This is a genomic window from Kitasatospora sp. NPDC059722 (genome assembly GCF_042733235.1).
Classification (GTDB): Bacteria; Actinomycetota; Actinomycetes; order Streptomycetales; family Streptomycetaceae; genus Kitasatospora.
In genome coordinates this window covers 56,852-83,523 of record NZ_JBHWGD010000024.1, presented here as the reverse complement: position 1 = coordinate 83,523, position 26,672 = coordinate 56,852, and the positions used below count along the sequence as shown (strand labels likewise).

Here is a 26,672-nt window from a genome sequence, read left to right as displayed (position 1 = left end):
TAATGACACATACGTTATCCGGTAAGCCCCCTAACACCGGTTTAACCCACTAATTCCACACCGGGGCGTAATCCCCCGCCCCCCCGAAACCCCCGGGCGGCCCGAGCGTTTCGACGCTCGGGCCCCTTCGGTGTCACGCCTGTGTTCAACTGCCGCCGCCGCGCACTCGGACAGCGTCCTGCGCGAGCTCCGCGACGAGCTCCGCCAGCGGCCGTCCGGGCTCGGCGACGGCCGCTTCCGCGAGCCGCCGGAAGTCGGCGGTCAGGCCCTCGACCCAGGCCGGGTCGAAGCGGCGGCGGTCGTACCAGACCTGCCCCTCGATCCGGTCCTCGGTGGGCATCAGCACGAACTCCAGGTCGAACCGGCTCGCCATGCCGCCCGGCGGGTGGACCTGGGTGACCTCCAGGCCGCTCAGCCTCAGCGCGTACTCGGGCCCGACCGCGACCTGGAACAGGATGTTCTCCAGCCCCTCGCCCCGCTCCCCCCGGCCCTGCGGCACGAGGTGGTACGGGACCTCCTGGTGGGCGAGCGAGTCCAGCACGGTGTCCCGGGTCGAGCGCAGCACCTCCAGGAAGCCCGCCTGCGGTTCCAGGTCCAGGCGCAGCACCAGCAGGTTGCACAGGAAGCCGACGGTGCCCGCCAGTTCGGGCCGCGTGCGGTTGGCGAACATCGAGGCGAGCGCGACGTCCCGCTGCCCCTCCCGGCCGTACAGCACGCCGGCGAACAGGGCCAGGGCGGCGACGAAGATCGTCGAGCGCTGCTTGCGGCACAGCGCCGTCAGGCCCGCCACCAACTCCGGCTCCAGGGTGAGGGCGGCCAGTCCGGGCAGCTGGCCGACGCCGTCGCGGATCGCCGACGTGCCGGGCAGCCGGGGCGCCTCGGCCCCGGCCAGGGTGTCGCGCCAGTACTTCTGGCTCTCCGCCAGCACGCCGTCCTCGTAGCGCTGCCGCTGCCACTCGCTGAAGTCGGCGAACTGCCAGGCCGCCTTGCCGGGTTCCGCCGCCGGCTCGCCGCCGGGCCGGTACAGCCGCCCGAGCTCCTGGGAGAGCACCCCGCCCGACCAGCCGTCGGTGGACAGGTGGTGGATGTTCAGCACCAGCACGGACTCCTCCGGCCCGACCGTCAGCAGCGCGGCGTGCAGCGGGGTGACGGCCAGGTCGTGCCGGTGCCGGGCGTGCCGCAGCAGCGCCTCGGCCAGCGCCTCGGGCTCCGGCCCGACCTCCTCCTCGGCCAGCGCGGCCGGCCGGGGCGTGTGGACGTGCTGGACGAGCCTGCGCCGCACCGACTCGTAGGTGGTGCGCAGCGCCTCGTGCCGTTCGACGAGCCGGTCCAGCGCGGTCCGCAGCGCGGGCCGGTCGAGCGGGCCGCGCAGCCGGTAGCAGGCGTTGACGTTCAGCGGGGTGTCGGCGCCGCGGTAGTGCTCCATCATCCAGAGCAGCCGCTGCCCGGGTGTGGCGTCGACGGTCCTCAGGACGGTCATGTGTGAGCCCTTCTGGTGGTGGCGGGGGCTTGGGGTCAGGCCCTAGGACTGGGCCGGCGCGGCCTCCGTGACCGGGGCCGGGCGGGCGGTCCCGGCGGAGTGGCGCACCGCGCGGTTGACGGTGGTCAGCACCGCGAGCAGGATCAGCCAGCCGCCGAAGATCACCGTGGTGGTGCGCGGGCCGAGGCCGTCGATCATCACGCCGCCGATCAGCGCGCCGAGGGACATCGCGCTCATGCCGAGGGTCTGCACCGCGCTGGAGACCCGCCCGCGCAGGTGGTCCGGGGTCGCCGCGAGCCGGTAGCTGGACAGCGCGACCATGTACACCGGCGCCAGCACCGACTCCGCGGCGGCCACCGCACCGAGCAGCCAGGCGTTCGGGGCGACGGCGTAGAGCGGGAACATCAGCGCCTCGACCCACAGCGTCACGGTGGCGATGCGGCCCAGCGGGAAGCGGTCGTTGACCCGGCTGGAGACCAGCGCCCCGACCATCGCACCGACGGCCGCCCCCGTGAAGACGAACCCGATCTCGGTGGGCGAGGCGCCGATCCGCTCGGCCAGCGTGATGATCACCAGGTAGCCGGCGCCGTAGCGGATCGCGTCCGCGGCCGAGATCAGCGCGAGGAAGCGGATCAGCGGCTGGCCCATCAGCCAGCTCAGGCCGGCCCGGACCTCCTTCAGCAGGCCGGCGGGGGTCTCCTCGCTGCGTTCCTCCTGGAACTTCGCCCGGGTGAAGCGCAGCGAGATCGCGGAGAGCACGAAGGAGACCGCGTCCACCACGAACGGCACCGCCCGCCCGAGCGAGTACAGCGCGCCGGCGACCATGCCGCCGCCGATCCGCACGGTGTTCGTCGCGGTCTCGAACCGGCCGAGCGCCGCCCCCAGTTGCCCGGCGCCGACGACGTTCGGCAGGGCCGCCGAGTTGGCCGACTCGAAGAGCGTCTCCAGCACCCCGTTGAGCACGGCCACCGCGCACAGCTGGGCGACCGTCAGGCCGTCCAGCCACATGGCGAGCGGCACGCTGACCGTCACCACGGCGCGGCCCAGGTCGCACAGGATCATCGTGGTCTTGCGGTCCCAGCGGTCCGCCAGCGCGCCCGCGAAGGGGCCGAAGAGCAGCCAGGACAGCGAGCTGAGGCCCATCACGAGCCCGGCCTGGGTCGGCGAGCCGGAGACGGCGAGCACCAGCAGCGGCAGCGCGAAGACCTGGACCTGGCTCCCCAGGAACGAGACCACCTGACCGCTGATCAGCAGCCCGAAGTCGCGGTTGCGCCAGAGCCCCTGGGGCTTCTCGGCAGGGTCGGTGTCTGGGGACTGGGCCATGTGGGACCTCTTGTTCGGGGCCGCCGCGGTGCGACGGCCGTGGTGGACCGGACACGGTCAGCGACCGTACTCAGGGCGGATCGTTCACGACAAGTGATCAGGTGTGCACACGGCCGGTCGGCGCACCGAGCGCCGCCCGTTCCCGCCGGACCCGGGCGACGGTGTCCGCGCTCAGGCGGCTCAGCAGGTCCATCGACTCCAGGCCGCGCATCACGCGCGGGGTGAGCAGCCCGATCCGGGCGAGCATGGGCACCACCCGGGAGAACAGCATCTGCCGGTAGCCGGCCAGGCCGGGGTCGGCCAGCGCGAAGGCCGTGCCCTCGGCGGCCGGGACCTCGAAGCGCTCCCACAGGTCGCCCAGCAGGAAGCGGCGGCGCATGAGTTCGACGGACGCCAGCAGGAAGTCCTCCCTCCGCGCCAGTTCGGCCGCCGACAGCCCGGGGACGACGTCGCGCAGCAGCAGCACCCCGAAGGAGACGTGGCGGGCCTCGTCCCGGGCCACCAGGGCGGTGATCTGCTTGATCAGCGGATCGTGGAAGGTGGCCTCCGCCAGCCGGAAGCCGGCCAGTGCCAGCGGCTCGACCAGGCACTGGACGGCCAGCGCGAGGAGGTCCCACTCGGTGGCCCCGAGCGCGTCCGCGAACAGCCGCCGCAGCCCCTCCGAGACCGGGTACGGCTCGGGGACGTGCTCCCCGACGTAGCGCCCGAACGCCTCCGCGTGCCGGGCCTCGTCCCCGGCCTGGCTGATGGCGCACAGCTTCGCCTCGATGTCCGGCAGCACCTCGGCCAGCCGGGCGCCCGCGAGCATCGCCGCCTGCTCGCCGTGCAGGAACTGGCAGACCGTCCAGGCCTGGGTCTGCCAGCGGAAGTCGTTCCAGGCGCGGGGCCCGCGCCGGCCGATCGGCGAGGCGCGCAGCGAGTCCAGCGCGTACGCCGAGCCGGCGGGCAGCGGCTCGCCGAAGGGGACGTCCAGCGACCAGTCGATGTCGGTGGCCGCGTTCCACTGGGCGAGCTTGGCGCCCTCGTAGAGCCGGGCGAGCCCCGAGCCGGCCGTGGAGCGCTCCCAGCTGAGGACGGCGGTCACCGGGGTGTCGACCCGGAGGTCGGCCAGCCCGGCGAGGGCGGTCGGGAGCCGGGGCGCCGCCGGCCGGGGCGGCCGGTCGTCCCGGGGCGGGGGCGTCACGCCCGCCCGGCCTGCTCCGCCATCAGCCGGCGCAGACTGAGCGGGCGCAGGTCGGTCCAGACCCGGTCGATGTGCGCGGTGCACTCGTCGAGGGTGCCGGTGGTGCCCTCGGCGGTCCAGCCGGCCGGGATCTCCTGGTCCTCGGGCCAGACGGAGTACTGCTCCTCGTGGTTGAGGACGACGTGGAAGCGGGCGGTGTCGCTGTCGAACACGGTGTTTCCCTTCGGTGGTTTCGGTCGGGTGATCACGGGGGGCACGGGGGGGCACGGGGGGGCGGGGACGGGCTCAGCACCCGTCCAGGGCCTCGGCGACGAACCGGGCGATCGCGGCCAGCGGCTCGGGGCGGGTCAGGTCGAAGTGCTCGGCCGCGACCTCGTGCCGGTCGATCCCGCCGGCCGCGTACGGCTCCCAGGCCTCGGCGCCGGGCGCGTCCCCGGACCGGCCGAGGGTCGCGGTGACGTGCAGCACGCGGCCGTCGAACCGTCCGGTCGGGGCGTCCGCCACCGCCCGGACGACGGCCGTCGCGGTGGCGGCGAGGTGGTCGAGCGCGGCGGCGCCGGGGGCGAACCCGCCGCCCTCGCGGCCGAGCAGGTCGGCGACCAGCTCCGCGTCGACGTCCTCGGGTTCCGCGCCCCAGTGTCCGCTCTCGACCGGGTAGGCGTCCAACACGGCCAGCAGGCACACCTGTTCACCGGCGGCGCGCAGCGCGCAGGCCATGGCGTGCGCGATGTTCCCGCCGGTCGACCAGCCGAGCAGGTGGTAGGGGCCGGCCGGCTGCACCTCGCGGATCCGGTCCACGTAGTCCCCGACCATCGCCGCCAGGTCCGCGGGCCGCTCGGCGCGGCGGTCGAGCCCGCGGGCCTGGAGGCCGTAGACCGGGCGGTCCGGCAGCCCGTCGGCGAGGCCGGTGTAGCAGCGGCTGAGGCCGGTCACCGGGTGGACGCAGAACAGCGGCGGCCGGTCGCCCTCACCGCCGAGCCGCACCAGCACCCCGGGGTCCGCGGCCGGGCCGCCGTCCAGCAGGGCGGCCAGTCCGGCCGGGCTCGGGGCGCGGAACAGGTCGGTCAGCTCGGCGGGTTCGCCGAGCTCGGCGCGGATCCGGGTGACGAGGCGGGTGGCCAGCAGGGAGTGGCCGCCGAGGTGGAAGAAGTCGTCCTCCACCCCGACCTCGGGCAGGCCGAGCGCCTCGGCGAACAGCCGGCAGAGCGCCTCCTCGCGGGGGCCCCGGGGCGCGCGGGTGACGCGCACCTCGGCCTCGGGGACGGGCAGGGCACGGCGGTCCACCTTGCCGTTGCCGGTCAGCGGCAGCGCGTCCAGCACCACGACGGCCGACGGGACGGCGTACTCCGGCAGGACGGTGCCCAGGTGGCGGCGCAGTTCGGCGCCCGTGACGGCCGCGCCCTCGCGCACCACCGCGTAGCCGACCAGCCTCCGGTCTCCCGGGCGGTCCTCCCGGACCACGGCGACGGCGCCGGTGACGTCCACGCGGCGCTCCAGCGCCGCCGACACCTCGCCCGGCTCGATCCGGACTCCGCGGACCTTCACCTGCTCGTCCGCCCGGCCCACGAAGACGAGTCGGCCGTCCGCCGTCCACCGCACGAGGTCTCCCGTGCGGTACATCCGCTCGCCCGGCCCCGCGAAGGGATCCGGGAGGAAGCGCGACGCCGTCAGCCCGGGACGCCCGAGGTAGCCGCGCGCCACCTGCGCCCCGGCGACGTACAGTTCGCCGGCCACGCCCGCCGGCACCGGCCGCAGCCCGGCGTCCAGCACGTAGACCCGGGTGCCGTCGAGCGGGCGGCCGATGGGCGCCCCGCCGTCCGGCCGCAGCGGCTCGCTGGCGGTCGCGCAGACGGTGGTCTCGGTCGGCCCGTAGGCGTTGATCAGCTCCCGGCCGGGTGCCCACCGCGCCACGAGCTCGCCGGGCAGGGCCTCGCCCGCGACGACCAGGACGGCCAGTCCGCCCAGGTCCGCCGCCGACCGCGCGGGCAGCGTCGCGAGGACCGCGGGCGTGATGACGGCGTGGGTGACACCGCGCTCCGCCAGCACCCTCGCGAGCGGCTCGCCGGACCGCGCGTCGGCGGGCGGCAGCACCAGCGCCGCTCCGGCCAGCAGCGCGTTGGCCCACTCGTAGACGGCCGCGTCGAAGCCCGGCGAGGCCAGCTGGAGCAGCGAGCGGCCCGGGCCGAGGCGCAGTTTCGCCGCGGACGCGGCCACCAGGTTGGCGAGGCCGGCGTGCGGGACCTGGACGGCCTTCGGGGTGCCGGTGGAGCCGGACGTGTAGATCAGGTAGGCGGCGTTCTGCGGGTGGACCCGGCTAGGCAGGTCCTCGCTCGGATGCGCCGCCACGGCGTCCATCACCGTCGGGTCGTCCAGCAGCAGGCACGGCCCGTCGATCCCCAGCGCCGACGTCGTCAGCACCAGCGACGGACGGGCGTCCGCCAGCATGAACTCCACCCGCTGCCGCGGATACCCCGGATCCACCGGCAGGTACGTCCCACCGGCCTTCAGCACCGCCAGCACGGACACCACAGCATCTGTGGAGCGAGGCAGCGCCACCGCCACCACCGACTCCGGCCCCACACCCCGCACCACCAGCTCCCGCGCCAACCGGTTCGCCCGCGCGTTCAGCTCACCGAAGCTCACCTCGCGGTCCCCGTCGACCACCGCCGGCGCGCACGGCTGCTCCGCCGCCCTCGCCTCGAACACCTGGTGGGCGAGCAGGCCGGAGTCCGCAGCGCGCACGGCTCCCGTCCCGTGGGCCAGGAGGGCGGCCCGCTCGGCGGGCTCCAGGAGCTCCAGCGCGCCGACCCGCGCTTCCGGGTCCGCCACCATCCCGGCCAGCAGCCGGACGAACCGGCGCGCGAGCGTCTCCGCCGTCGAGCGGTCGAACAGGTCCGTCGCGAACTCCAGCTCGCCGCCGATCCCGCCCGGCCCGCCGTCGCCGGTCCGGCGCTCCCAGAGGCCGGCCGCGAGGTCGAACTTGGCGTTCGGCAGGTCGACCGGGACCTCCTCGACCTCAAGACCCGGCAGCCCGGCCTCGGACCACGCGTTGTTCTGCAGCACGAGCGCGGTCTGGAAGAGCGGGTGCCGGGCCGCCGACCGGACCGGGTTGAGCACCTCGACCAGCCGCTCGAACGGCACGTCCTGGCTGCCCAGCGCCTCCAGGTCCGCCTCCCGCACCCGGCGCACCAGCTCCCGGACGCTCGGGTCGCCGGAGACGTCGGTGCGCAGCACCAGGGTGTTGGCGAAGAACCCGACCAGGTCGTCGAGCGCCTCGTCCGAACGGCCCGCCACCACCGTGCCGACGGGGATGTCCGCCCCGGCCCCGAGGCGGGACAGCAGCAGCGCCCAGCCCGCCCGCAGCACCATGAACAGCGTCGCCCCGGACTCGCGCGCCAGCGCCACCAGTCCCGCGTGCACGTCGGCGGGCACCTCGACGTCCACCGTGTCGCCCGCGAAGGTCGCGACCGCGGGCCTCGGACGGTCCGACGGCAGCGCCAGCTCCTCCGGCAGGCCGCGCAAACGGTCCTTCCAGAAGTCGAGCTGACGGTCCATCACATCCGGCTCGCCGAGCACCCGGTGCTGCCAGAGCGCGTAGTCGCCGTACTGGACGGGGAGTTCGGACCAGGCCGGAGCCCCGCCACTCGCACGGCGGGTCGTGTACGCGGCGGTCAGGTCGCGCAGCAGCGGGCCCATCGACCAGCCGTCGCACGCGATGTGGTGCACCACCAGCAGGAACACGTGCTCGTCCGGTGCGACGCGGAACAGCGAGGCGCGCAGCGGAAGTTCGCGCGCCAGGTCGAACTCGTGCCCGGCCGCGGCGGCGATCCGCCCGGGCAGGTCCTCCGGGGCGCAGTCGGCCGCTTCCCAGGGGACGAGCGGTTCGCCCGTCACCGGCACCACGTGCTGCCAGGGCGAGCCGTCCGCCACCGGGAAGACCGTCCGCAGGCTCTCGTGCCGGCCCACCACGTCCTCCAGCGCCGCCCGCAGCGCCCCCTCGTCCAGTGCCCCCTTCAGCCGCAGCGCGGTCGGCACCGTGTACGTCGAGGCGCTCCGGGTGCCCTCCCACTCGCGCAGGAACCAGAGGCGCTGCTGGGCGTACGAGAGCGGCGTCCGCTCGCCGCGCTCCACCGCGACCAGCGGCTCGTGCGGCGCTGCGGTCCGCGACTGCAGCAGCGCGGCGAGCCGGGCGGCCGTCGGCGCCTGGAACAGGTCACGGATGCCCAGCTCCACGCCGAGCGCCGCCCTGGCCCGGACGAGCAGGCGGATGGCCTGCAGGGAGTGCCCGCCCAGCGCGAAGAAGTCCTCGTCCACACCGACCCTGGGCACGCCCAGGATCTCCGCGAAGAGCCCGGCGAGGAGTTCCTCGCGGGCGTCGCGCGGGGCGTGCGCGACCTGCGCGACGACCGCGGGCGCGGGCAGGGCACGGCGGTCCACCTTGCCGTTGCCCGTCAGCGGCAGCGCCTCCAGCACCACGACGGCCGACGGCACCGCGTACTCCGGCAGCACCGACGCGACCTCGCTGCGCACGGCGGCGGCATCGGGTGAGGCCCCCGCGGCCGGGATGACGTAGCCGACGAGCCTCCGGTCCCCAGGGCGGTCCTCCCGGACCACCGCGACCGCGGCGACGACGTCCGCACAGCGTTCCAGCGCCGCCGACACCTCCCCCAGCTCGATCCGGTAGCCGCGCACCTTCACCTGATCGTCCGACCGCCCCACGAAGGCGAGTTGGCCGTCCGGCAGCCACCGCACCACATCGCCCGTGCGGTACATCCGCTCCCCCGGACCGGCGAAAGGATCCGGGAGGAAGCGCGACGCCGTCAGCCCGGGGCGGCCCAGATAGCCGCGCGCCACCTGCGCCCCGGCCAGGTACAGCTCGCCCGCCACCCCCACCGGCACCGCACGCAGCCCCGCATCCAGCACGTAGGCCCGCGTGTTCGTCGTCGCCCGGCCCAGGACCGGCGAACCGGCCGCCGACAGCGGCGTCATCACCGTGTCGACGGTGCACTCGGCCGGTCCGTACGCGTTGTGCGCGACCAGGCCGGGCGTCGCGCGCAGCCGCTCCCACAGCGGTGCCGGGAGCGCCTCGCCGCCCAGGAGCAGGGTCCGCACGACGGGCAGGCCCTCGGCCGGATCCGGCCGGAGCAGCCCCTCCTCGACCAGTTCCGCCGCGTAGGCAGGCGTGGTGTCCAGCAGGTCGACGCCCGCGCGGCGCAGGTCGGCCACGGCGGCGGGGCCGTCCCGGCGGGTCTCCTCGTCCAGCACGTACAGCTCGTGTCCGAGGAACAGCGCGCTCAGCGACTGCCAGCTCGCGTCGAAGGAGGACGACGACGTGCTCGCGACGCGGGCCCGGGAGCGGCCCGTCGCGGCGAGGTGGTCGGCCAGCACCGAGCGGTCGAGGTGCCGGGCGAGGTTGGCGAGGCCGGCGTGCGGGACCTGGACGGCCTTGGGGGTGCCGGTGGAGCCGGACGTGTAGATCAGGTAGGCGGCGTTCTGCGGGTGGACCCGGCAGGGCAGGTCCTCACTTCCATGCGCCGCCACGGCGTCCATCACCGTCGGGTCGTCGAGCAGCAGGCACGGCCCGTCGATCCCCAGCGCCGACGTGGTCAGCACCAGCGACGGACGGGCGTCCGCCAGCATGAACTCCACCCGCTGCCGCGGATACCCCGGATCCACCGGCAGATACGTCCCACCGGCCTTCAGCACCGCCAGCACGGACACCACGGCATGCATCGAGCGGGGCAGGGCCACCGCCACCACCGACTCCGGCCCCACGCCCCGCACCACCAGCTCGCGAGCCAGCCGGTTCGCCCGCGCGTTCAGCTCACCGAAGCTCAGCTCGTGGTCGCCGAACACCAGAGCGCGTTCGGCCGGGCGCGTCCTCGCCTGCTGCTCGAAGAGCCGGTGCACCGGCTCGGCGTCGGGCTCGGGCGCCACGGCACCGGCCCACTCCTCCAACTGGTCTCGCTCCGAGTCCTCCAGGAGCCCCAGCGCGCCCACCCGGGTGTCCGGGTCCGCCACCATCCCGGACAACAGCCGGACGAACCGCCGGGCGAGCGTCTCCGCCGTCGAGCGGTCGAACAGGTCCGTCGCGAACTCCAGCTCGCCGCCGATCCCGCCCGGCCCGCCGGCCGCCGACGTCAGCTCCCAGCAGTCCACCGACAGGTCGAACTTGGCGATCCGGTGCTCGACCGGAACGTCCTCGGTCTCCAGTCCGGGCAGGTCCAGCTCGGACCAGGTGGTGTTCTGGAGGATCAGCAGCGTCTGGAAGAGCGGGTGCCGGGCCGCCGACCTGGCCGGGTTCAGGACCTCGACCAGGCGCTCGAACGGCACGTCCTGACTGCCCAGCGCGTCCAGGTCCGCCTCGCGGACCCGGCGCAGCAACTCGCGCACACTCGGATCGCCCGACAGATCCGTCCGCAGCACCAGCGTGTTGACGAAGAACCCGATCAGCTCGTCCAACGCCTCGTCCGACCGGCCCGCCACCACCGTGCCCACGGGGATGTCGGTGCCGGCGCCCAGCCGCGACAGCAGCAGCGCCCACCCCGCCCGCAGCACCATGAACAGCGTCGCACCACTCTCACGAGCCAGCGCCACCAGCCCGGCGTGCACGTCGGCGGGTATCGCGAGGTCCACGGTGTCGCCCGCGAAGGTCGCGACGGCGGGCCTCGGACGGTCCGACGGCAGCGCCAGCTCCTCCGGCAGGCCGGCCAGCCGCTCGCGCCAGAAGTCGAGTTGACGGTTCATCAGTGAATCGGAGTCATCCTCCTCACCCAGCACGCCGCGCTGCCAGAGCGCGTAGTCGCCGTACTGGACGCCGAGTTCGGACCACGCCGGGGGCTCGCCCGTCCCGCTGCGGGCCGCGTACGCGGCGGTGAGGTCGCGCAGCAGCGGTTCCATCGACCAGCCGTCGCACGCGATGTGGTGCATCACCAGCAGGAACACGTGCTCATCGGGAGCGATCCGGAACAGCCAGGCCCGGAGCGGGAGTTCGCTCGCGAGGTCGAAGACGCCGTGCACGGCCCCGTCGATCAGGCCGGTGACGGCCTCCGCCGCACACGCCACGCTCTCCCAGGGCACGAGCGGCTCGCCCGTCACCGGCACCACGTGCTGCCACGGCACGCCGTCGACGACCGGGAACACCGTCCGCAGGCTCTCGTGCCGGCCCACCACGTCCTCCAGCGCCGCCCGCAAAGCGCCCTCGTCCAGCGCGCCCCGCAGCCGGACGGTCAGCGGCATCGCGTACGTCGCCGTCCGGGCCTCGCTGTCCACGGTCCCGAGGAACCAGAGGCGCTGCTGGGCGTGCGACAGCGGGAGCCGCTCGGGGCGCTCGACGGGCCGCAGCGGCGGCCTCGGGTCGACCTCGCCGCGCTGGTCGAGCAGAGCGGTCAGCCCGGCCACGGTCGGCGCCTGGAACAGGTCGCGGATGCCCAGCTCCACGCCGAGCACCGAGCGGACCCGGGCGACGAGGCGCATGGCCAGCAGCGAGTGCCCGCCGAGCGCGAAGAAGTCGTCCTCCACACCGACCTGCGCACGGCCCAGCACCTGCTCGAACAGCCCGCACAGCACCTCCTCCCGCGCGTCCCGGGGCGCCCGCGTGACATGCACCTCGGCCTCCGGCGCGGGCAACGCACGGCGGTCCACCTTGCCGTTGCCGGTCAGCGGCAGCGCCTCCAGCAGCACGACGGCCGACGGCACCGCATACTCCGGCAGGAGCGCACCGAGCTCGCGCCGCACCTCGGCACCCGTCACGGCCGCGCCCTCGCGCGCCACCGCGTACCCGACGAGCCGCCGGTCTCCCGGGCGGTCCTCCCGGACCACCGCGACCGCGGCGACGACGCCCGCACAGCGCTCCAGCGCCGCCGACACCTCACCGAGCTCGATCCGGAACCCGCGCACCTTCACCTGGTCGTCCGCCCGCCCCAGGAAGGCGAGTTGGCCGTCCGGCAGCCACCGCACCACATCACCAGTCCGGTACATCCGCTCCCCCGGACCACCGAACGGGTCCGGCAGGAACCGCGACGCCGACAGCCCGGGGCGGCCCAGGTAGCCGCGCGCCACCTGCGCCCCGGCGAGGTACAACTCGCCTGCCACGCCCACCGGCACCGGACGCAGCCCCACGTCCAGCACGTAGGCCCGCGTGTTCGTCGTCGCCCGCCCGAGCAGCGGCCCGTCGGTGTCGCCGAACCACGCCGCCAGCGCGTCCACGGTGTTCTCCGTCGGGCCGTAGGTGTTCTGCCCGGTCCACCCCGGCGCGTCCAGCATCCGGCGCCACAGCGACTCCGGCAGCGCCTCGCCGCCGACCACGAGGGTCCGGGGCGAGCGCGGGTCCGCCTCCAGCAGGCCCTGCTCGACCAGTTCGGCGGCGTAGCCCGGCGTCGTCTCCAGCAGTTCGATGCCTTCCCGCCCGATGTACTCGGCCAGTCGGGCGGCGTCGCGGCGGTCGTCGTCGTCCGTCAGGTGCAGTTCGTGGCCGAGGAACAGCCCGAGCACCGGGGTCCAGCTGGAGTCGAAGGCCAGCGGCGCGGTCGAGATCATGCGGATCCGGGTGGCGCCCGAGCGGGCCCGGTGACCGGCGAAGGTCACGCGCTCGTAGTGGTGGCAGAGGTTGGCGAGGCTGCCGTGGTCGATCACGACGCCCTTGGGCCGGCCCGTCGAACCCGACGTGTAGATGACGTACGCCGCGTGCCGCGGAGCCAGGGCCACCCCGAGGTCTCCATCGCCGTGCCGCGCCACCGCCTCATCGTCGAACAGCAGTTGAGCGACACCTGGATACCCGGCGCCCAGCTCCCGATCGGTGACCAGCACCTCCGGAGCCGCGTCCGCCAGCATGAACTCCACCCGCTCACGCGGATACTCCGCGTCGATCGGCAGATACGTACCACCCGCCTTCAACACCGCCAGCAGCGCCACCACCGACTCCACCGACCGCGGCAACAGCACCGCGACCCGCACCTCCGGCCCCACGCCCCGCGCCACCAGCTCACGCGCCACCCGGTTCGCCCGCGCATTCAGCTCACCGAAGGTCCAGGCCTGGCCGCCGAACACCAGTGCCCGCTCGTCCGGGCGGCTCCGGGCCTGCTCCTCGAAGAGCCGGTGCACCGGTTCACGGTCCACGGCCGGCTCGACGACACCGGCCCACTCCTCCAGCAACCGGTGCCGCTCCGACGGCTCCAGCACCTCCAGCGCGCCCACCCGGGCGTCCGGCTCCGCCGCCATCGCCGCGAGCACCCGGACGAACCGGCGGGCCAGGTCCTCGGCGGTCGACCGGTCGAACAGGTCGCTCGCGTACTCCAACTGGCCGCCGAGTCCGACCGGTTCACCCGTCGAGCCCGCCTGCTCCCAGAAGTCGACGGACAGGTCGAACTTCGCGATCCGGTGGTCCACCGGGATCTCGTCGACCCGCAGGCCCGACAGGCCCGGCTCCGACCACGCGTTGTTCTGGAGGATCAACATGGTCTGGAAGAGCGGGTGCCGGGCCGCCGACCTGGCCGGGTTCAGGACCTCGACCAGTCGCTCGAACGGCACGTCCTGACTGCCCAGCGCATCCAGGTCCGCCTCGCGCACCCGGCGCAGCAGCTCGCGCACGCTCGGATCGCCCGACAGATCCGTCCGCAGCACCAGCGTGTTGACGAAGAACCCGACCAGGTCGTCCAACGCCTCGTCCGAACGGCCCGCCACCACCGTGCCCACGGGGATGTCGGTGCCGGCCCCGAGGCGGGACAGCAGCAGCGCCCACCCCGCCCGCAGCACCATGAACAGCGTCGCCCCGGACTCCCGCGCCAGCGCCACCAACCCGGCGTGCACCTCCGCCGGCACCGCCACGTCGACCACGCCGCCGGCGAAGCCCGGTTCGAGGGGCCGCGGCCGGTCGGTGGGCAGCGTGAGCTCCTCCGGCAGGCCCTCCAGCCGCTCGCGCCAGAAGTTGAGCTGACGGTTCGTCAAGGACTCGGAATCGTCCTCCGCGCCCAGCACACCGCGCTGCCAGAGCGCGTAGTCGCCGTACTGCACCGGGAGTTCGGACGACCCCGGAGCGTCGCCGGTCGTGCTGCGGGTGGCGTGGGCGGCGGCGAGGTCGCGCAGCAGCGGTCCCATCGACCAGCCGTCGCACGCGATGTGGTGCACCACGAGGAGCAGCACGTGCTCCTCCGGGGCGATCCTGAACAGCCATGCCCGGAGCGGGAGTTCATTCGCGAGGTCGAAGCCGTGGCCGGACGCCGCCGCCAGCCGCTCGTCGAGCTCATCCCGGCCGCACGCCGACACCTCCCACGGGACGAGCGGTTCGCCCGTCACCGGCAGGACCTGCTGCCACGGCACGCCGTCGACGACCGGGAACACCGTCCGCAGGCTCTCGTGCCGGCCCACCACGTCCTCCAGCGCCGCCCGCAGCGCCCCCTCGTCCAGCGCGCCCCGCAGCCGCAGCGCGGTCGGCACCGTGTACGTCGAGGCGCCGCTCGCGCGTTCCCACTCGCGCAGGAACCAGAGGCGCTGCTGCGCGTACGAGAGCGGGAGCCGCTCGGGCCGCTCGACGGGCCGCAGCGGCGGCCTCGGGACCACCGCGCCGCGCTGGTCGAGCAGGGCGGTCAGCCCGGCCACGGTCGGCGCCTGGAACAGGTCGCGGATGCCCAGCTCCACGCCGAGCGCCGAACGGACCCGGCTGACCAGCCGCGTCGCCAGCAGGGAGTGCCCGCCCAGCTCGAAGAAGTCGTCCTCCACCCCGACCCGCGCACGGCCCAGTACCTGCTCGAACAGCCCGCACAGCACCTCCTCCCGCGCGTCCCGGGGCGCCCGCGTGACATGCACCTCGGCCTCCGGCGCGGGCAGCGCCCGGCGGTCCACCTTGCCGTTCCCCGTCAGCGGCAGCGCCTCCAACACCACCACCGCCGACGGCACCGCATACTCCGGCAGCGCCGACGCCGCCTCCCTGCGCACGGCGGCGGGATCCGGCACGGCTCCGGCGGCGGGGACGACGTACGCCACGAGCCGGCGGTCCCCCGGGCGGTCCTCCCGGACCACGGTGACGGCGGCCGAGACGTCCGCACAGCGCTCCAGCGCCGCCGACACCTCGCCCAGCTCGATCCGGAAGCCGCGCACCTTCACCTGGTCGTCCGCCCGGCCCAGGAACACGAGTTGGCCGTCCGCCGTCCACCGCACCAGGTCCCCGGTGCGGTACATCCGCTCCCCCGGACCGCCGAACGGATCCGGCAGGAAGCGCGACGCCGACAGCCCGGGACGCCCGAGGTAGCCGCGCGCCACCTGCGCCCCGGACACGTACAGCTCCCCGATCACCCCGGCCGGCACCGGACGCAGCGCGGCGTCCAGCACGTAGGCCCGCGTGTTCGTCGTCGCCCGGCCCAGCACCGGCGACGGCGCGACGGCGAACCACGCCATCAGCGCGTCCACGGTGTTCTCCGTCGGGCCATAGGTGTTCTGTCCGGTCCACCCCGGCGTCGCCAGCACGCGCCGCCAGAGCGACTCCGACACCGCCTCGCCGCCGACGTTCAGCATGCGCGCGAAGCCGGACTCCCCGTCCAGGAGCCCCTGTTCGACCAGTTCCGCCGCGTAACCCGGAGTGGTGTCGAGGAACTCGACCCGGGCCCGCTCCAGGTACTCCACCAGTCGCGCGGCGTCGCGGCGGGTCTCGTCGTCCAGCAGGTGCAGCTCGTGGCCGACGAACATGGCCAGCAGCGCCACCCAGCACGAGTCGAACGCGAGCGGGGCCGTCGTGGCGACGCTCGCCCGCTCCCGGCCGGTAGCGGCCAGCAGTTCGGCGTAGGTGGTGACCACGTAGTGGTGGCAGAGGTTGGCGAGGCTGCCGTGGTCGATCACGACGCCCTTGGGCCGGCCCGTCGAACCCGACGTGTAGATGACGTACGCCGCGTGCCGCGGAGCCAGGGCCACCCCGAGGTCTCCATCGTCGTGCCGCGCCACCGCCTCGTCGTCGAGCAGCAGTCGAGCGACATCCGGATACCCGGCGCCCAGCTCCCGATCGGTGACCAGCGCCTCCGGAGCCGCGTCCGCCAGCATGAACTCCACCCGCTCACGCGGATACTCCGCGTCGATCGGCAGATACGTACCACCCGCCTTCAGCACCGCCAGCAGCGCCACCACCGACTCCACCGACCGCGGCAACAGCACCGCGACCCGCACCTCCGGCCCCACACCCCGCGCCACCAGCTCACGCGCCACCCGGTTCGCCCGCGCATTCAGCTCGCCATAGCTCAGTTCCCGCTCTTCACAGACCAGAGCGCGCTCGTCCGGGCTCGTCCGCACCTGCCGCTCGAACAGCCGGTGCACCGGTTCGGGGTCGGCCGCCGGCTCGACGACACCGGCCCACTCCTCCAGCAACCGGTGCCGCTCCGACGGCTCCAGCACCTCCAGCGCACCCACCCGGACGTCCGGATCGGCCACCATCTCCGCCAGCACCCGGACGAACCGCTCCACCAGCCCCTCGGCCGTCGACCGGTCGAACAGGTCGCTCGCGTACTCCAACTGGCCACCGAGGCCGGCCGGCTGCCCGTCCTCGGCGAAGTGCTCCCAGGCGTCCAGGGACAGGTCGAACTTGGAGATCCGGTGGTCCACCCGGAACTCCTCGGTCTCCAGGCCCGGCAGCCGCAAGGTCGTCCAGGAGTTGTTCTGCAGCACCACCATGGTCTGGAAGAGCGGGTGCCGGGCCGCCGACCGGACCGGGTTCACCACCTCGACCAGCCGCTCGAACGGCACCTCCTGGCGCCCGAAGGCGTCCAGGTCCGCCTCCCGCACCCGGCGCAGCAGCTCGCGCACGCTCGGATCGCCCGACAGGTCCGTCCGCAGCACCAGCGTGTTGACGAAGAAGCCGATCAGCTCGTCCAACGCCTCGTCCGACCGGCCCGCCACCACCGTGCCGATCGGAATGTCCGCCCCGGCGCCCAGCCGCGACAGCAGCAGCGCCCACCCCGCCCGCAGCACCATGAACAGCGTCGCACCACTCTCACGAGCCAGCGCCACCAGCCCGGCGTGCACGTCGGCGGGTATCGCGAGGTCCACGGTGTCGCCCGCGAAGGTCGCGACGGCGGGCCTCGGACGGTCCGACAGCAGCGCCAGCTCCTCCGGCATGCCGGCCAGCCGCTCGCGCCAGAAGTCGAGCTGACGATCCATCAGTGAGCCGGGATCGTCCTCCTCGCCCAGCACCTCCCGCTGCCACAGCGCGTAGTCCCCGTACTGCACCGGGAGTCGCGACGACCAGACCGGCGCCTCGCCCGTCGCGCCACGCGCGTCGTACGCGGCGGCCAGGTCACGCAGCAGCGGCCCCATCGACCAGCCGTCGCACGCGATGTGGTGCACGACGAGCAGGAACACGTGCTCCTGCGGCGCCATCCGGAACAGCGAGGCCCGCAGGGGCAGTTCGCGCGCCAGGTCGAAGGCCCGGGCCACGGTCGCGTCGACCAGCCCGGTCAGCTCCCGCTCGGCACACTCCCGCACCTCCAGCGGCACCAGCGGCTCGCCCGTCGCCGGCAGGACCTGCTGCCACGGCACGCCGTCCACCGCGGGGAAGACCGTCCGGAGGCTCTCGTGCCGCCCCACCACGTCCTCCAGCGCCGCCCGCAGCGCCCCCTCGTCCAGCGCGCCCCGCAGCCGCACCGCGACGACCTCGTTGTAGACGGCCGCGCCCTCCTCCAACTCCCTGAGGAACCACAGGCGTTGCTGGGCGTACGAGAGCGGGAGCAGCTCGGGGCGCGCCATCGCCTGCAACGGTGCCCGCTTCTCCGCCGCGCCGCTGTCGAGCAGTTCGGCCACGCCCGCGACGGTCGAGGCGTCGAAGAAGTCCCGGATGCCGATCTCCACCCCGAAGACCGCCCGGATCCGCCCGAGCAGCCAGGTGGCCAGCAGCGAGTGCCCGCCGAGGTCGAAGAAGTCGTCCTCCACCCCGACCCGCGGCCGCTCCAGCACCTGCTCGAACAGCCCGCACAGCACCTCCTCGCGCGCCGTCCGAGGCACTCGGGGCTCACTGGCGAAGGGCTGGTCGGGGTTGGTCGGCATGGTGTCACCTCAGCGGGATCGTGGGGCTTCGGGGGCTCCCTGGCAGGCGGGCGCAGGGGCATCACAAGGGGGAAGGGCACGCGGCACAGCGCGCGCGGACGGACGGCCGGGCACCGCCGAAGCCGTCGCAGCGCATCATGGCCCGAGGGGCCGGGCGTCCACCAGGGCCGTGGCCGGCGCTCAGCCGAGCGCCAGGACGAACTCGACCTCCGGCGGCTCACCGGCGTCCGGGGCGTGCCGGGCGAGCGCCTCGCACACCGCCCGCCGCCAGTCCTCCGAGACGGCGGGCGGCACCAGTTGCTGACGGCACCCCGCGCCCGGCGCCGCGGCGGGCACCGCGACCCGGTAGTGCGCCTGCTCGTCCGCGTCCAGGCCCGGGAACCACGCGTCGTAGTCACCCGGCCGGCCGTCCAGGCTCCAGCGCAGCCGGACGGGCCGCCCGTGCCGTTCGGCCAGCCGGTGGACGGCCTCAGGGTCGAGGCCGGGCGCGCCCGGCCCGTCGACCGGCTCCGCCCGGCGTGCCGCGTGCAGCCGGCGGGCCTCGCCCAGTCGGGCGTTGGCGATCCCGCTGACGCCGAACGCCGCGGCGTCGCCCGCCAGCAGCCAGTCGAGCTCGTCGAGCCCGATCCGGGCGGCGGGCCGCCACGGGCCGGCCTCCGCCGGGGCCTGGCAGCCCACGTGCAGGACGGCGTCGTAGCGGAACAGCGTCATCTCGGTGGGCGCCGCGCCCAGGCGCGGGGCGAGCTCGACCGCCGTGATCGCCGGGAAGCGCCGCGGCAGGTCCGCCAGGTAGCCGGGGTCGACGCTCAGCTCGACGTCCCCGGCGAGTTCGACCGCCACGTGGTCCAGGCGCAGGCCGCTGCGCGGTCCCGGCTCCCGCCGCAGCTCGTGCTTGAGCACCGCGAAGTGCTCCAGCAGGCGGGAGTCCCGCAGGTCGCCGAGGAACACGTGCCCGCCGGGCGCCATCCGCGGCAGCGTCGCGGCGATCACCGACTCCAGGTACGCCACCGAAGGGAAGTACTGGACGACCGAGTTGACGACGGCGGTGTCGTACCCGCCCGGCGCCGCGGCCGGCGGGGCGGGCACGTCGGCCGCGGCCTCCGCCACCGTGATCACGGCCTCCGGCCCGCCCCGGCGCAGGTCGTCGCCCAGCCGGCGCAGCAGGCGCACCGCCTCGGCGGAGAAGTCCGTCGCGGTGTACTCGCGGACACCGAGCCGCTCGACCAGCGGCCGCGCGAGCAGTCCGGTGCCGGCGCCGATCTCCAGGACGGCGCGGGGTCCGAGCCGGGCGAGCCGCTCCACCGTGGTGTCCACCCACTCGGCCATGTGCGCGGCGCCGATCGGCCGGCCGGTAAAGCTGTCGGTCCACCCCGCCAGCCGGCCCGCCTCCGGACCGTCGTCGTCCGCGACCAGCCCGTACGCGTCCTCGAACACGGCCTGCCAGGACTCGACCACGACGGCCTCGTCGTCCTCGTCACCCGCCGGCCCGGGTTCGGGCAGCACCTCGACGAGCAGCCGCCGCGCCCCGGCCCCGTCGGCCCGCACGGTCACCGCCCGCACCGGCACCAACGGGGCCAGCGCGGCGGCGACCACGCCGGACAGGTCCGGCCGGGCGTCGTTCTCGTGCTCACGCTCTCGCACTGACACAGCATCAACTCCGGGATCGGGGTGCCGGAAACGGAGATCCGCCCGCGAACGGCGGGCCACTGCTGCGCCATTTACCTGGAGCCACGAACGGTCTGTCAATCGATCACCGCGCCCCCCGGTGTCCAACCGCAGACGCCCGCGGTTGGACACCCGGCCACCCGTCGGCGGACACCCGCCCCGCGCTGCTACCCTCGCGGACCGGCCCCTTCCGCTCCGGGTCGACCGGCGGCCCCGGCGGTTTCGATCAACCCCCGACGGGCCCGCGCGCTATACGTTTGTCCTCGTCGCCCGCGCCGCCCCGAGGAGAACCGTCATGGCCGACCAGACCCGCGCCCACCTGCTCACGGCCATCGAGCTCGCGGCCTCCGCCCGGGCCCACGGCAACCACCCGTTCGGCGCCCTGCTGACCGACGGCGCCGGCGGCGTCCTGCTCACCGCCGAGAACACCGTGCTCACGGACCACGACGTCACCGCCCACGCCGAGACCAACCTCGTCCGCCAGGCCTCCCGCCACCTCGCCCCGGCCCAGCTCACCGGCGCCACCCTGTACTCCAGCACCGAACCGTGCGCCATGTGCGCCGGGGCGATCTACTGGAGCGGCATCCGCCGGGTCGTCTACGCCCTCGCCGCCCCCGAGCTGAACGCCATCGCCGGCGTGGACCCGGACGAGCCCGTCCTCGCCCTCCCCTGCCGCGACGTCTTCGCCGCCGGCGGCAACACCGTCACCGTCTCGGGCCCCCACCTCTACGACGAGGCCGCCGCCGTCCACACGGGCTACTGGGGATAGCCGCCCGGTGCGGATCCGCGGCCGACAAACGACGTGACCTCCCGACCGGGTCGGTGTTACGGTGGAGCGGTTCGTGTTCGACCGGATCGAGGAAGTGGGGAGGTGGGGTTGATGACCGCGCTCAAGGCCGTCGCCGTGCGCAGCGCCCGGGTCACCCTCACGTCCCGGGCGTCGGCCTGACCCCGCCCTCGAATCCCCCTTCCCCGCCGGGAGCGTGAGCTCGCGGGGCCGGGGACGCGTCGCCGTCCCCGGACGAACACACCACACCGGAACGGAACCTCGTTCATCATGACCATCTCCACCACCTCCACCCCGCGCTGGACCACCCGCACCGAGACCGCCGACGACGTCCCGGCCGTCCGGGAGATCGTCCTCGCCGCGTTCGGGTCCCCGTCGGAGGCCGACCTCGTCGACGCCCTGCGGATGGACGGGGCCTGGATCGACGAGCTGTCCGTGCTGGCCGTCACCCCCGACGGCCGCCCGGTCGGCCACGCGCTGCTCACGCGCTGCCACATCGGCGACACCCCCGCCCTGTGCCTGGCCCCCTGCGCCGTCCTCCCGGAGTACCAGCGCACCGGCGCCGGCTCCGCCGCGATCCGCGCCGCGCTCGACGAGGCACGCCGCCTGGGCGAGCGCTTCGTCGTCGTCCTCGGGCACCCGGACTACTACCCGCGCTTCGGCTTCGGCCGGGCCTCCGCCCACGGGATCGGGCTGAGCATCGAGGTGCCGGACGAGGCGCTGATGGCGCTGGGCCTGGACCCGGAGCACCACCCGCTGCCGTCCGGCACGGTCCGGTACGCGGCTCCGTTCGGAATCTGACGGTCCAAGCCCTCCGGCACAACCCTCCGGCACAGCCTTCCGCGGCCGGGACAGACGCCCTGTTCCGGCCGCGGAGGCGTCCGCATACGGACATACCGACTGCTGTTCCATCCGAGTTCAACCGCGCGCTCCTGACGCCGCCCCGCGCACCCCCTACCTTCCGTGGGGGACTGCGAGAAGGGGCCATGAACGACAGACAACATGCCGTACGGGCACGCGGATTGACGAAGCACTTCGGTGACGTCGTGGCGCTCGACGGGGTCGGGCTCGACCTGGCGGCCGGGCGGATCCACGGGCTGGCCGGGCCGAACGGGGCCGGGAAGACGACGCTGCTCGGGCTGCTGCTGGGCCTGGCCGTCGCCGACGGGGGCGAGTTGGAGGTGCTGGGCAGACCCGTCGGACGGGCCCTCGCCGCACCGCCCGGCGTCGCCGGGTTCGTCGACGGCCCCGGCCTCTACCCGTCCCTCACCGCCCGCCGGAACCTGGCCGCCCTCGCGGCCCTGACCGGCCAGGACGCCCGCACCGGCCGCATCGACGGGGCCCTGGCCGAGGTCGGGCTGAGCGACGTCGCGGACGACCGCGTGCGCGGGTTCTCCCTCGGCATGCGCCAGCGCCTCGGACTGGCCGCCGCGCTGCTCACGGACCCGCGCCTGCTGGTGCTCGACGAGCCGTCCAACGGCCTCGACCCGGCGGGCAAGCAGCACGTGCACCGGGCGCTGCGCCGCCTCGCGGACGACGGCGTGACCGTCGTGCTCTCCAGCCACCGCATGGACGACCTGGAGGCGCTCTGCGACGAGGTCACGATCCTCGCGACGGGCCGAATCCGCTTCTCCGGCCCGCTGGAGAAGCTCGCGGCCGACAGCCCCGAGCTCGACTACCGCCTGCTCACGTCCGATCCGTCGGCCGCCCGGGCCGTGGCCGCCGAGACCCCGGGCATCAGGGCCGTCACCGGGACCGGGCCCCGGCGCGCGGCCGGGACGCTCGTCGTGCGCGCTTCGGCGCCGGCCGTCGAGCAGTTCGTGGGTGCCCTGGTGCACGCGGGCATCGGGGTGCGGGAAGTCGCTCCCGTGGTCCCGCCGCTGGAGGCCGCGTTCCTCGCCCTGACCGACCAGCAGGAGGGCGCCCGATGAGCACCGCACTCGCATCCCCGAAGGCGGCCCCCGGAACGCGGCCGGTACCGGTCGCCCGGGTGTACCGCTTCGAGGTCGTCAAGCTCGTCTCCCAGTGGCGGATCCGCCTGCTGGTGCTGGCCTGCTGGACGCTGCCCGGCCTGTTCGTCGCCGCCGTGGCCCAGCAGGGCACGCTGCCGTCCGACACGCTGTTCGGCCGCTGGATGCACGCCACCGGCTGGGCCGGGCCCCTGGTGGTGCTGGGCTTCGCCGGCTCCTGGGCCCTGCCCCTCCTCACCTCCGTGGTCGCGGGCGACGTCTTCGCCGCCGAGGACCGCCTCGGCACCTGGCGCCACCTGCTGGTCGCGATCCGCTCCCCGCGGCGGATCTTCGCGGCCAAGGCGCTGGCGAGCGGCACCGTGATCGTGCTGCTGGTGGCCGGGCTGATGGCGTCCGGGACGGCCGGCGGGCTGGCGGCGGTCGGGAACCGGCCGCTGGTCGGCGTCGACGGGCACCAGCTGCCGCCGTCCGACGCGGCCGGTGGCGTCCTGCTCGCGTGGACCTGCGCACTGGCACCGACCCTGGCGCTGGCCGCGATCGGGCTGCTCGGCTCCGTCCTCCTCGGCCGCTCGCCGATGGGCCTGCTCGTCCCCGCGCTGACCGCGGTCGCGATGCAGCTCGCGCAGATGCTGCCGCTGCCGGTGGCGCTGCGCCTCGCGCTGCCCGGCTACGCCTTCGTCTCGTGGAACGGGCTGTTCGCCGACCCGGCGCAGCTCGACGAGCTGCTGATCTCGGTCGCGGTCAGCCTGGTGTGGGCCGTCGTGGCGACCGCCGCGGCCTACCGGCTGTTCGTGCGGCGCGACTTCACCAACGGCAGCGAGGACGGCGCGGAGCGCCGCGCGCTCACCTCCGGCGTCCTGCCGCTGGCCGGGCTGCTCGCGCTGACGTTCGGCGCGGTGGCCGTGGCCGCGCCGTCGACGGGCTCGGGGATCACCCAGGCGAAGGTGCAGCAGTCGGTGTCGACCGTGTTCGCGCACCTGTACCGGCTGCAGACCGAACAGCTGCACCGCCCCGCCGTCACCGAGGAGCAGCTGCGGGTCACGGCGGCCTGCGACCGCGGGGACGGCCACGTCGACCCGGAGGGCCCCGGCAACGACTGGCGCTGCGTCGTCACCTGGCACCTGCCGGGCGTGGCCGCGCCGGGCACGGCGGTCTACCAGCTCGACGTCGCCTCGGACGGCCGGCTGATGGCCGACGGCGACGGGCCGAAGGAGGTCAACGGCTACTTCCTGGTGCAGACCCCGGACGGGGACGCGCCGAACCCGCTGTGGCAGTTCGACGGGCAGCTCCCGCTGCTCTCCTCCTCACCCCACTGAACGCACCGCACACGCACATCGCCCCCAACCAGTCCCACTCACCGAAGGAATGACGCCATGCAGGTAACGCGTCGTCGTCGCGTCCCGAGAGAACACCCCGCCCTTCTCGGCCGGCGCATGGGCCGCCGTGCCACGCTCGCCACGGCGTGCATCACGGCGGTGGCCGTGGCCACGGGCACGGCTTTCGCGACCACCCACCAGTTCGGCACCGACCAGGTCGGCCAGGTCACGGTCAACGGCCAGGTGATCTCCAGCGACCAGTACATCGCCCCCTACGGCACCCGGTCGGTCGTCAACGACGGCAAGATCATGGGCTCCCGGGTCAGCCCGGACGGCGCCCACCTGGCCGCGGCGCTCGCCGACGGCGGCGCGTCGCTGGTCATCGTCGACCTCAAGACCGGGCAGGTGCAGCAGCGCGTCGGCACCGCGAAGGCGGACGACCTGCACCTGAGCGACGGCTCGGTCGGCCAGGAGGCCCCGGCCTACTCGCCGGACGGCAAGCAGCTGTGGCTGGGCCAGCTCGACGGCTACACCCGCTTCACCGTGAACGCCGACGGCACCCTGGCCAACCCGGTGAAGGTCGCGATCCCGGCCGACGGCGCCAAGCACGCGCTCGCCTCCGGCGCGGTGTTCTCCGCCGACGGCTCGACGGTCTACGCGGCCGTCAACGGCCAGAACCGGGTGGTCGCGATCGACGCGGCGAGCGGCACCGTCAAGCAGAGCTGGACGGTGGGCAACGCGCCGCGCGGCATCGCCCAGGTCGGCCACAAGCTGTACGTCGGCAACGAGGGCGGCCGCCCGGCCACCGAGGACGACGACACGCTCAACTCCTACGGCACGCAGGTGCCGGCCGACCAGGACACCGGCGCCACGACGTCCGGCACCGTCAGCGTGATCGACCTCGGGGACGCCTCCGCCGCCGTCGGCTCCATCGACGTCGGCCTGCACCCGACGGCGCTGTACGCCAAGAACGGCGTGCTGTTCGTCGCCGACACCGGCTCGGACACGGTGTCGGTCGTCGACACCGCGCACGACCGGGTCGTGCAGACCGTCTCCACCAAGCCGTGGCCGGAGGCCTCGGTCGGCTACGAGCCCACCGCGGTGACGCTCACCGACGACGGCCGCCTGCTGGTCACCCTGGGCCGCGCCGACGCGGTGGCCGTCTACCGGTTCACCGGTGCGCAGGAGCCGGTGAGCTACGTCGGCCTGCTGCCCACCGACTACTTCCCGGCCGAGATCACCACGGTCGGCTCGAAGGTCGTCGTCTCCAACACCCGCGGCATCGACGCCCGCCGCCCCAACGCCACCGGCGCGCACAACACCCACGACACGACGTCGAGCATCACGCAGTTCACGCTGCCGGGCGACCGCGAGATCCGGGACCAGACCGCCAAGGTCTTCCAGCAGAACGGCTGGACCGACGGCGCGGTCCGGACGGCCGACCACAAGAAGGCCAAGCCGGTACCGGTGCCCGCGCGGATCGGCGACCCGTCGCCGATCAAGCACGTCTTCATGATCGTCAAGGAGAACCGCACCTACGACCAGCTCTTCGGCGACATCGCCAAGGGCAACGGCGACCCGAAGCTCGCACAGTTCGGCGCCAACGTCACCCCGAACCAGCACGCGCTGGCCCAGCAGTTCGGGCTCTACGACAACACCTACGACATCGGCACCAACTCCGCCGAGGGCCACAACTGGCTGATGCAGGCGGACAACCCGGAGTACACCGAGTCCTCGGCCGGCGAGTACCAGCGCAGCTACGACACCGAGGACGACGCCCTCGGCCACCAGCGCTCGGGCTTCCTGTGGACCGGCGCACAGGCCGCCGGGACGGACGTGCGCGACTTCGGCGAGTTCCACCAGTTCCTGACCAAGCCCGACGGCGCGAGCTGGCAGAACCTGTACTGCGACGCGAAGACGATGGACGCGACCGGGCAGGACACCGCCTACCCGCTCAACTCCTCGTCGCCGATCCCCTCGCTCAACGACGTGTCGGTGCCCGGCTTCCCGAAGTTCGACCTCGACGTGCCGGACCAGTACCGGTACCAGATCTGGAAGCAGGACTTCGAGCAGAACGGCCCGGCCGGCCTCAACATGCTGTGGCTGTCCAGCGACCACACCGGCGGCCCGGCGGGTCCGGCCGCGCAGGTCGCCGACAACGACCTCGCGGTGGGGAAGATCGTCGACGAGATCTCGCACAGCGAGTACTGGAAGGACTCCGCGATCTTCGTGGTCGAGGACGACTCCCAGGCCGGCCTCGACCACGTCGACGGCCACCGCGCCCCGATCCAGGTCATCAGCCCCTGGGCGCAGCACGGCACCGTCGACAGCCGCTACTACTCGCAGATCACCATGGTCCGCACCATCGAGCAGATCCTCGGGATCCACCCGATGAACCAGAAGGACAGCGCGGCCAGCCCGATGACCACGGCCTTCACCGACAAGCCGGACTTCACGCCGTTCACCGCGGTGCCCAACCGGACGTCGCTGACCGACGGCCTGAAGACGCCCCCGTCCTGCGGCGTCGACGTGCCCGGCGCGGTCCAGGACCGCGCGGCCGCCCCGGCCCCGACCACGGTCGCGCCGCCGGCGGCGGAGCAGGGCGTCGCGGCGCAGTGGGACTCCTGGAAGTCCAAGCAGCGCCTCACCGGCCCGAACGCCGCACCGGACCGCGCGAACCCGGCGCAGATGAACCACCTGACCTGGTACCAGACGCACAACTGGACGGCCCCGTACCCGGGCGAGTCCGAGATCCACGCCCCGAACGACGTCCCCGGCGCCTACATCCCGTCCGCCGAGAACGACGGCTGATCCCCTCGCGGAGGGGGGGGGGGGGGGCGGGGGGGCGGGGGGGCGCGGGGGGGGGCGCGCGGGCGCCGCCCCCCCCCCCCCCCCCCCCCCCCCCCCCCCGCCGCGCGACCCCCGAACC

At 74.4% G+C, this 26,672-nt stretch carries 11 protein-coding genes; 5 read left to right on the top strand and 6 right to left on the bottom strand.

Features of this window, described 5'->3' with window-relative positions; all coding sequences use genetic code 11:
* Nucleotides 1-145 precede the first annotated feature (145 nt).
* The 6 genes from ACFV4F_RS17910 to ACFV4F_RS17885 all read right to left on the bottom strand — a co-directional run bounded on the left by ACFV4F_RS17910 (nucleotide 146) and on the right by ACFV4F_RS17885 (nucleotide 19,646).
* Nucleotides 146-1,480 (bottom strand): condensation domain-containing protein, encoded by a 1,335-nt coding sequence (locus ACFV4F_RS17910; protein WP_380503486.1) that lies wholly within the window; start codon nucleotides 1,478-1,480, stop codon nucleotides 146-148.
* A 42-nt stretch (nucleotides 1,481-1,522) separates the two neighbouring features.
* The gene (locus ACFV4F_RS17905) at nucleotides 1,523-2,803 is read right to left on the bottom strand and encodes an MFS transporter (protein WP_380493865.1); all 1,281 of its coding nucleotides are present in this window, start codon (nucleotides 2,801-2,803) and stop codon (nucleotides 1,523-1,525) included.
* 97 nt (nucleotides 2,804-2,900) lie between these two features.
* A complete protein-coding gene (locus ACFV4F_RS17900) occupies nucleotides 2,901-3,986 on the bottom strand; it encodes a ferritin-like domain-containing protein (protein ID WP_380503482.1) in 1,086 nt (361 codons plus the stop codon).
* A complete protein-coding gene (locus tag ACFV4F_RS17895; protein ID WP_380441082.1) occupies nucleotides 3,983-4,198 on the bottom strand; it encodes an MbtH family protein in 216 nt (71 codons plus the stop codon). Before ACFV4F_RS17895 ends, ACFV4F_RS17900 begins: the two co-directional genes overlap by 4 nt.
* A gap of 73 nt (nucleotides 4,199-4,271) precedes the next feature.
* On the bottom strand, nucleotides 4,272-18,005 hold the full coding sequence (locus tag ACFV4F_RS17890) for an amino acid adenylation domain-containing protein (RefSeq protein WP_380503480.1): 13,734 nt from the start codon (nucleotides 18,003-18,005) through the stop codon (nucleotides 4,272-4,274).
* A gap of 180 nt (nucleotides 18,006-18,185) precedes the next feature.
* Entirely contained in the window at nucleotides 18,186-19,646 is a 1,461-nt protein-coding gene (locus ACFV4F_RS17885) for a methyltransferase (RefSeq protein ID WP_380503477.1), read from the bottom strand.
* 319 nt (nucleotides 19,647-19,965) lie between these two features.
* On the opposite strand from ACFV4F_RS17885, the gene ACFV4F_RS17880 reads away from it, so the two are divergent.
* The 5 genes from ACFV4F_RS17880 (at nucleotide 19,966) to ACFV4F_RS17860 (ending at nucleotide 26,554) form a co-directional block, all read left to right on the top strand.
* Nucleotides 19,966-20,439: a nucleoside deaminase gene (locus tag ACFV4F_RS17880; RefSeq protein WP_380503474.1), complete on the top strand. Its 474-nt coding sequence runs from the start codon at nucleotides 19,966-19,968 to the stop codon at nucleotides 20,437-20,439.
* A gap of 288 nt (nucleotides 20,440-20,727) precedes the next feature.
* Nucleotides 20,728-21,258 carry a GNAT family N-acetyltransferase gene (locus tag ACFV4F_RS17875; RefSeq protein WP_380503471.1) on the top strand — a complete coding sequence of 177 codons (531 nt, stop codon included), beginning with the start codon at nucleotides 20,728-20,730 and terminating at the stop codon, nucleotides 21,256-21,258.
* Nucleotides 21,259-21,443: 185 nt separating this feature from the next.
* On the top strand, nucleotides 21,444-22,388 hold the full coding sequence (locus ACFV4F_RS17870) for an ABC transporter ATP-binding protein (RefSeq protein WP_380441092.1): 945 nt from the start codon (nucleotides 21,444-21,446) through the stop codon (nucleotides 22,386-22,388).
* Entirely contained in the window at nucleotides 22,385-23,743 is a 1,359-nt protein-coding gene (locus ACFV4F_RS17865; RefSeq protein WP_380503468.1) for an ABC transporter permease, read from the top strand. Before ACFV4F_RS17870 ends, ACFV4F_RS17865 begins: the two co-directional genes overlap by 4 nt.
* A gap of 57 nt (nucleotides 23,744-23,800) precedes the next feature.
* A complete protein-coding gene (locus ACFV4F_RS17860; protein WP_380503465.1) occupies nucleotides 23,801-26,554 on the top strand; it encodes a bifunctional YncE family protein/alkaline phosphatase family protein in 2,754 nt (917 codons plus the stop codon).
* The last annotated feature ends 118 nt before the right edge of the window (nucleotides 26,555-26,672 follow it).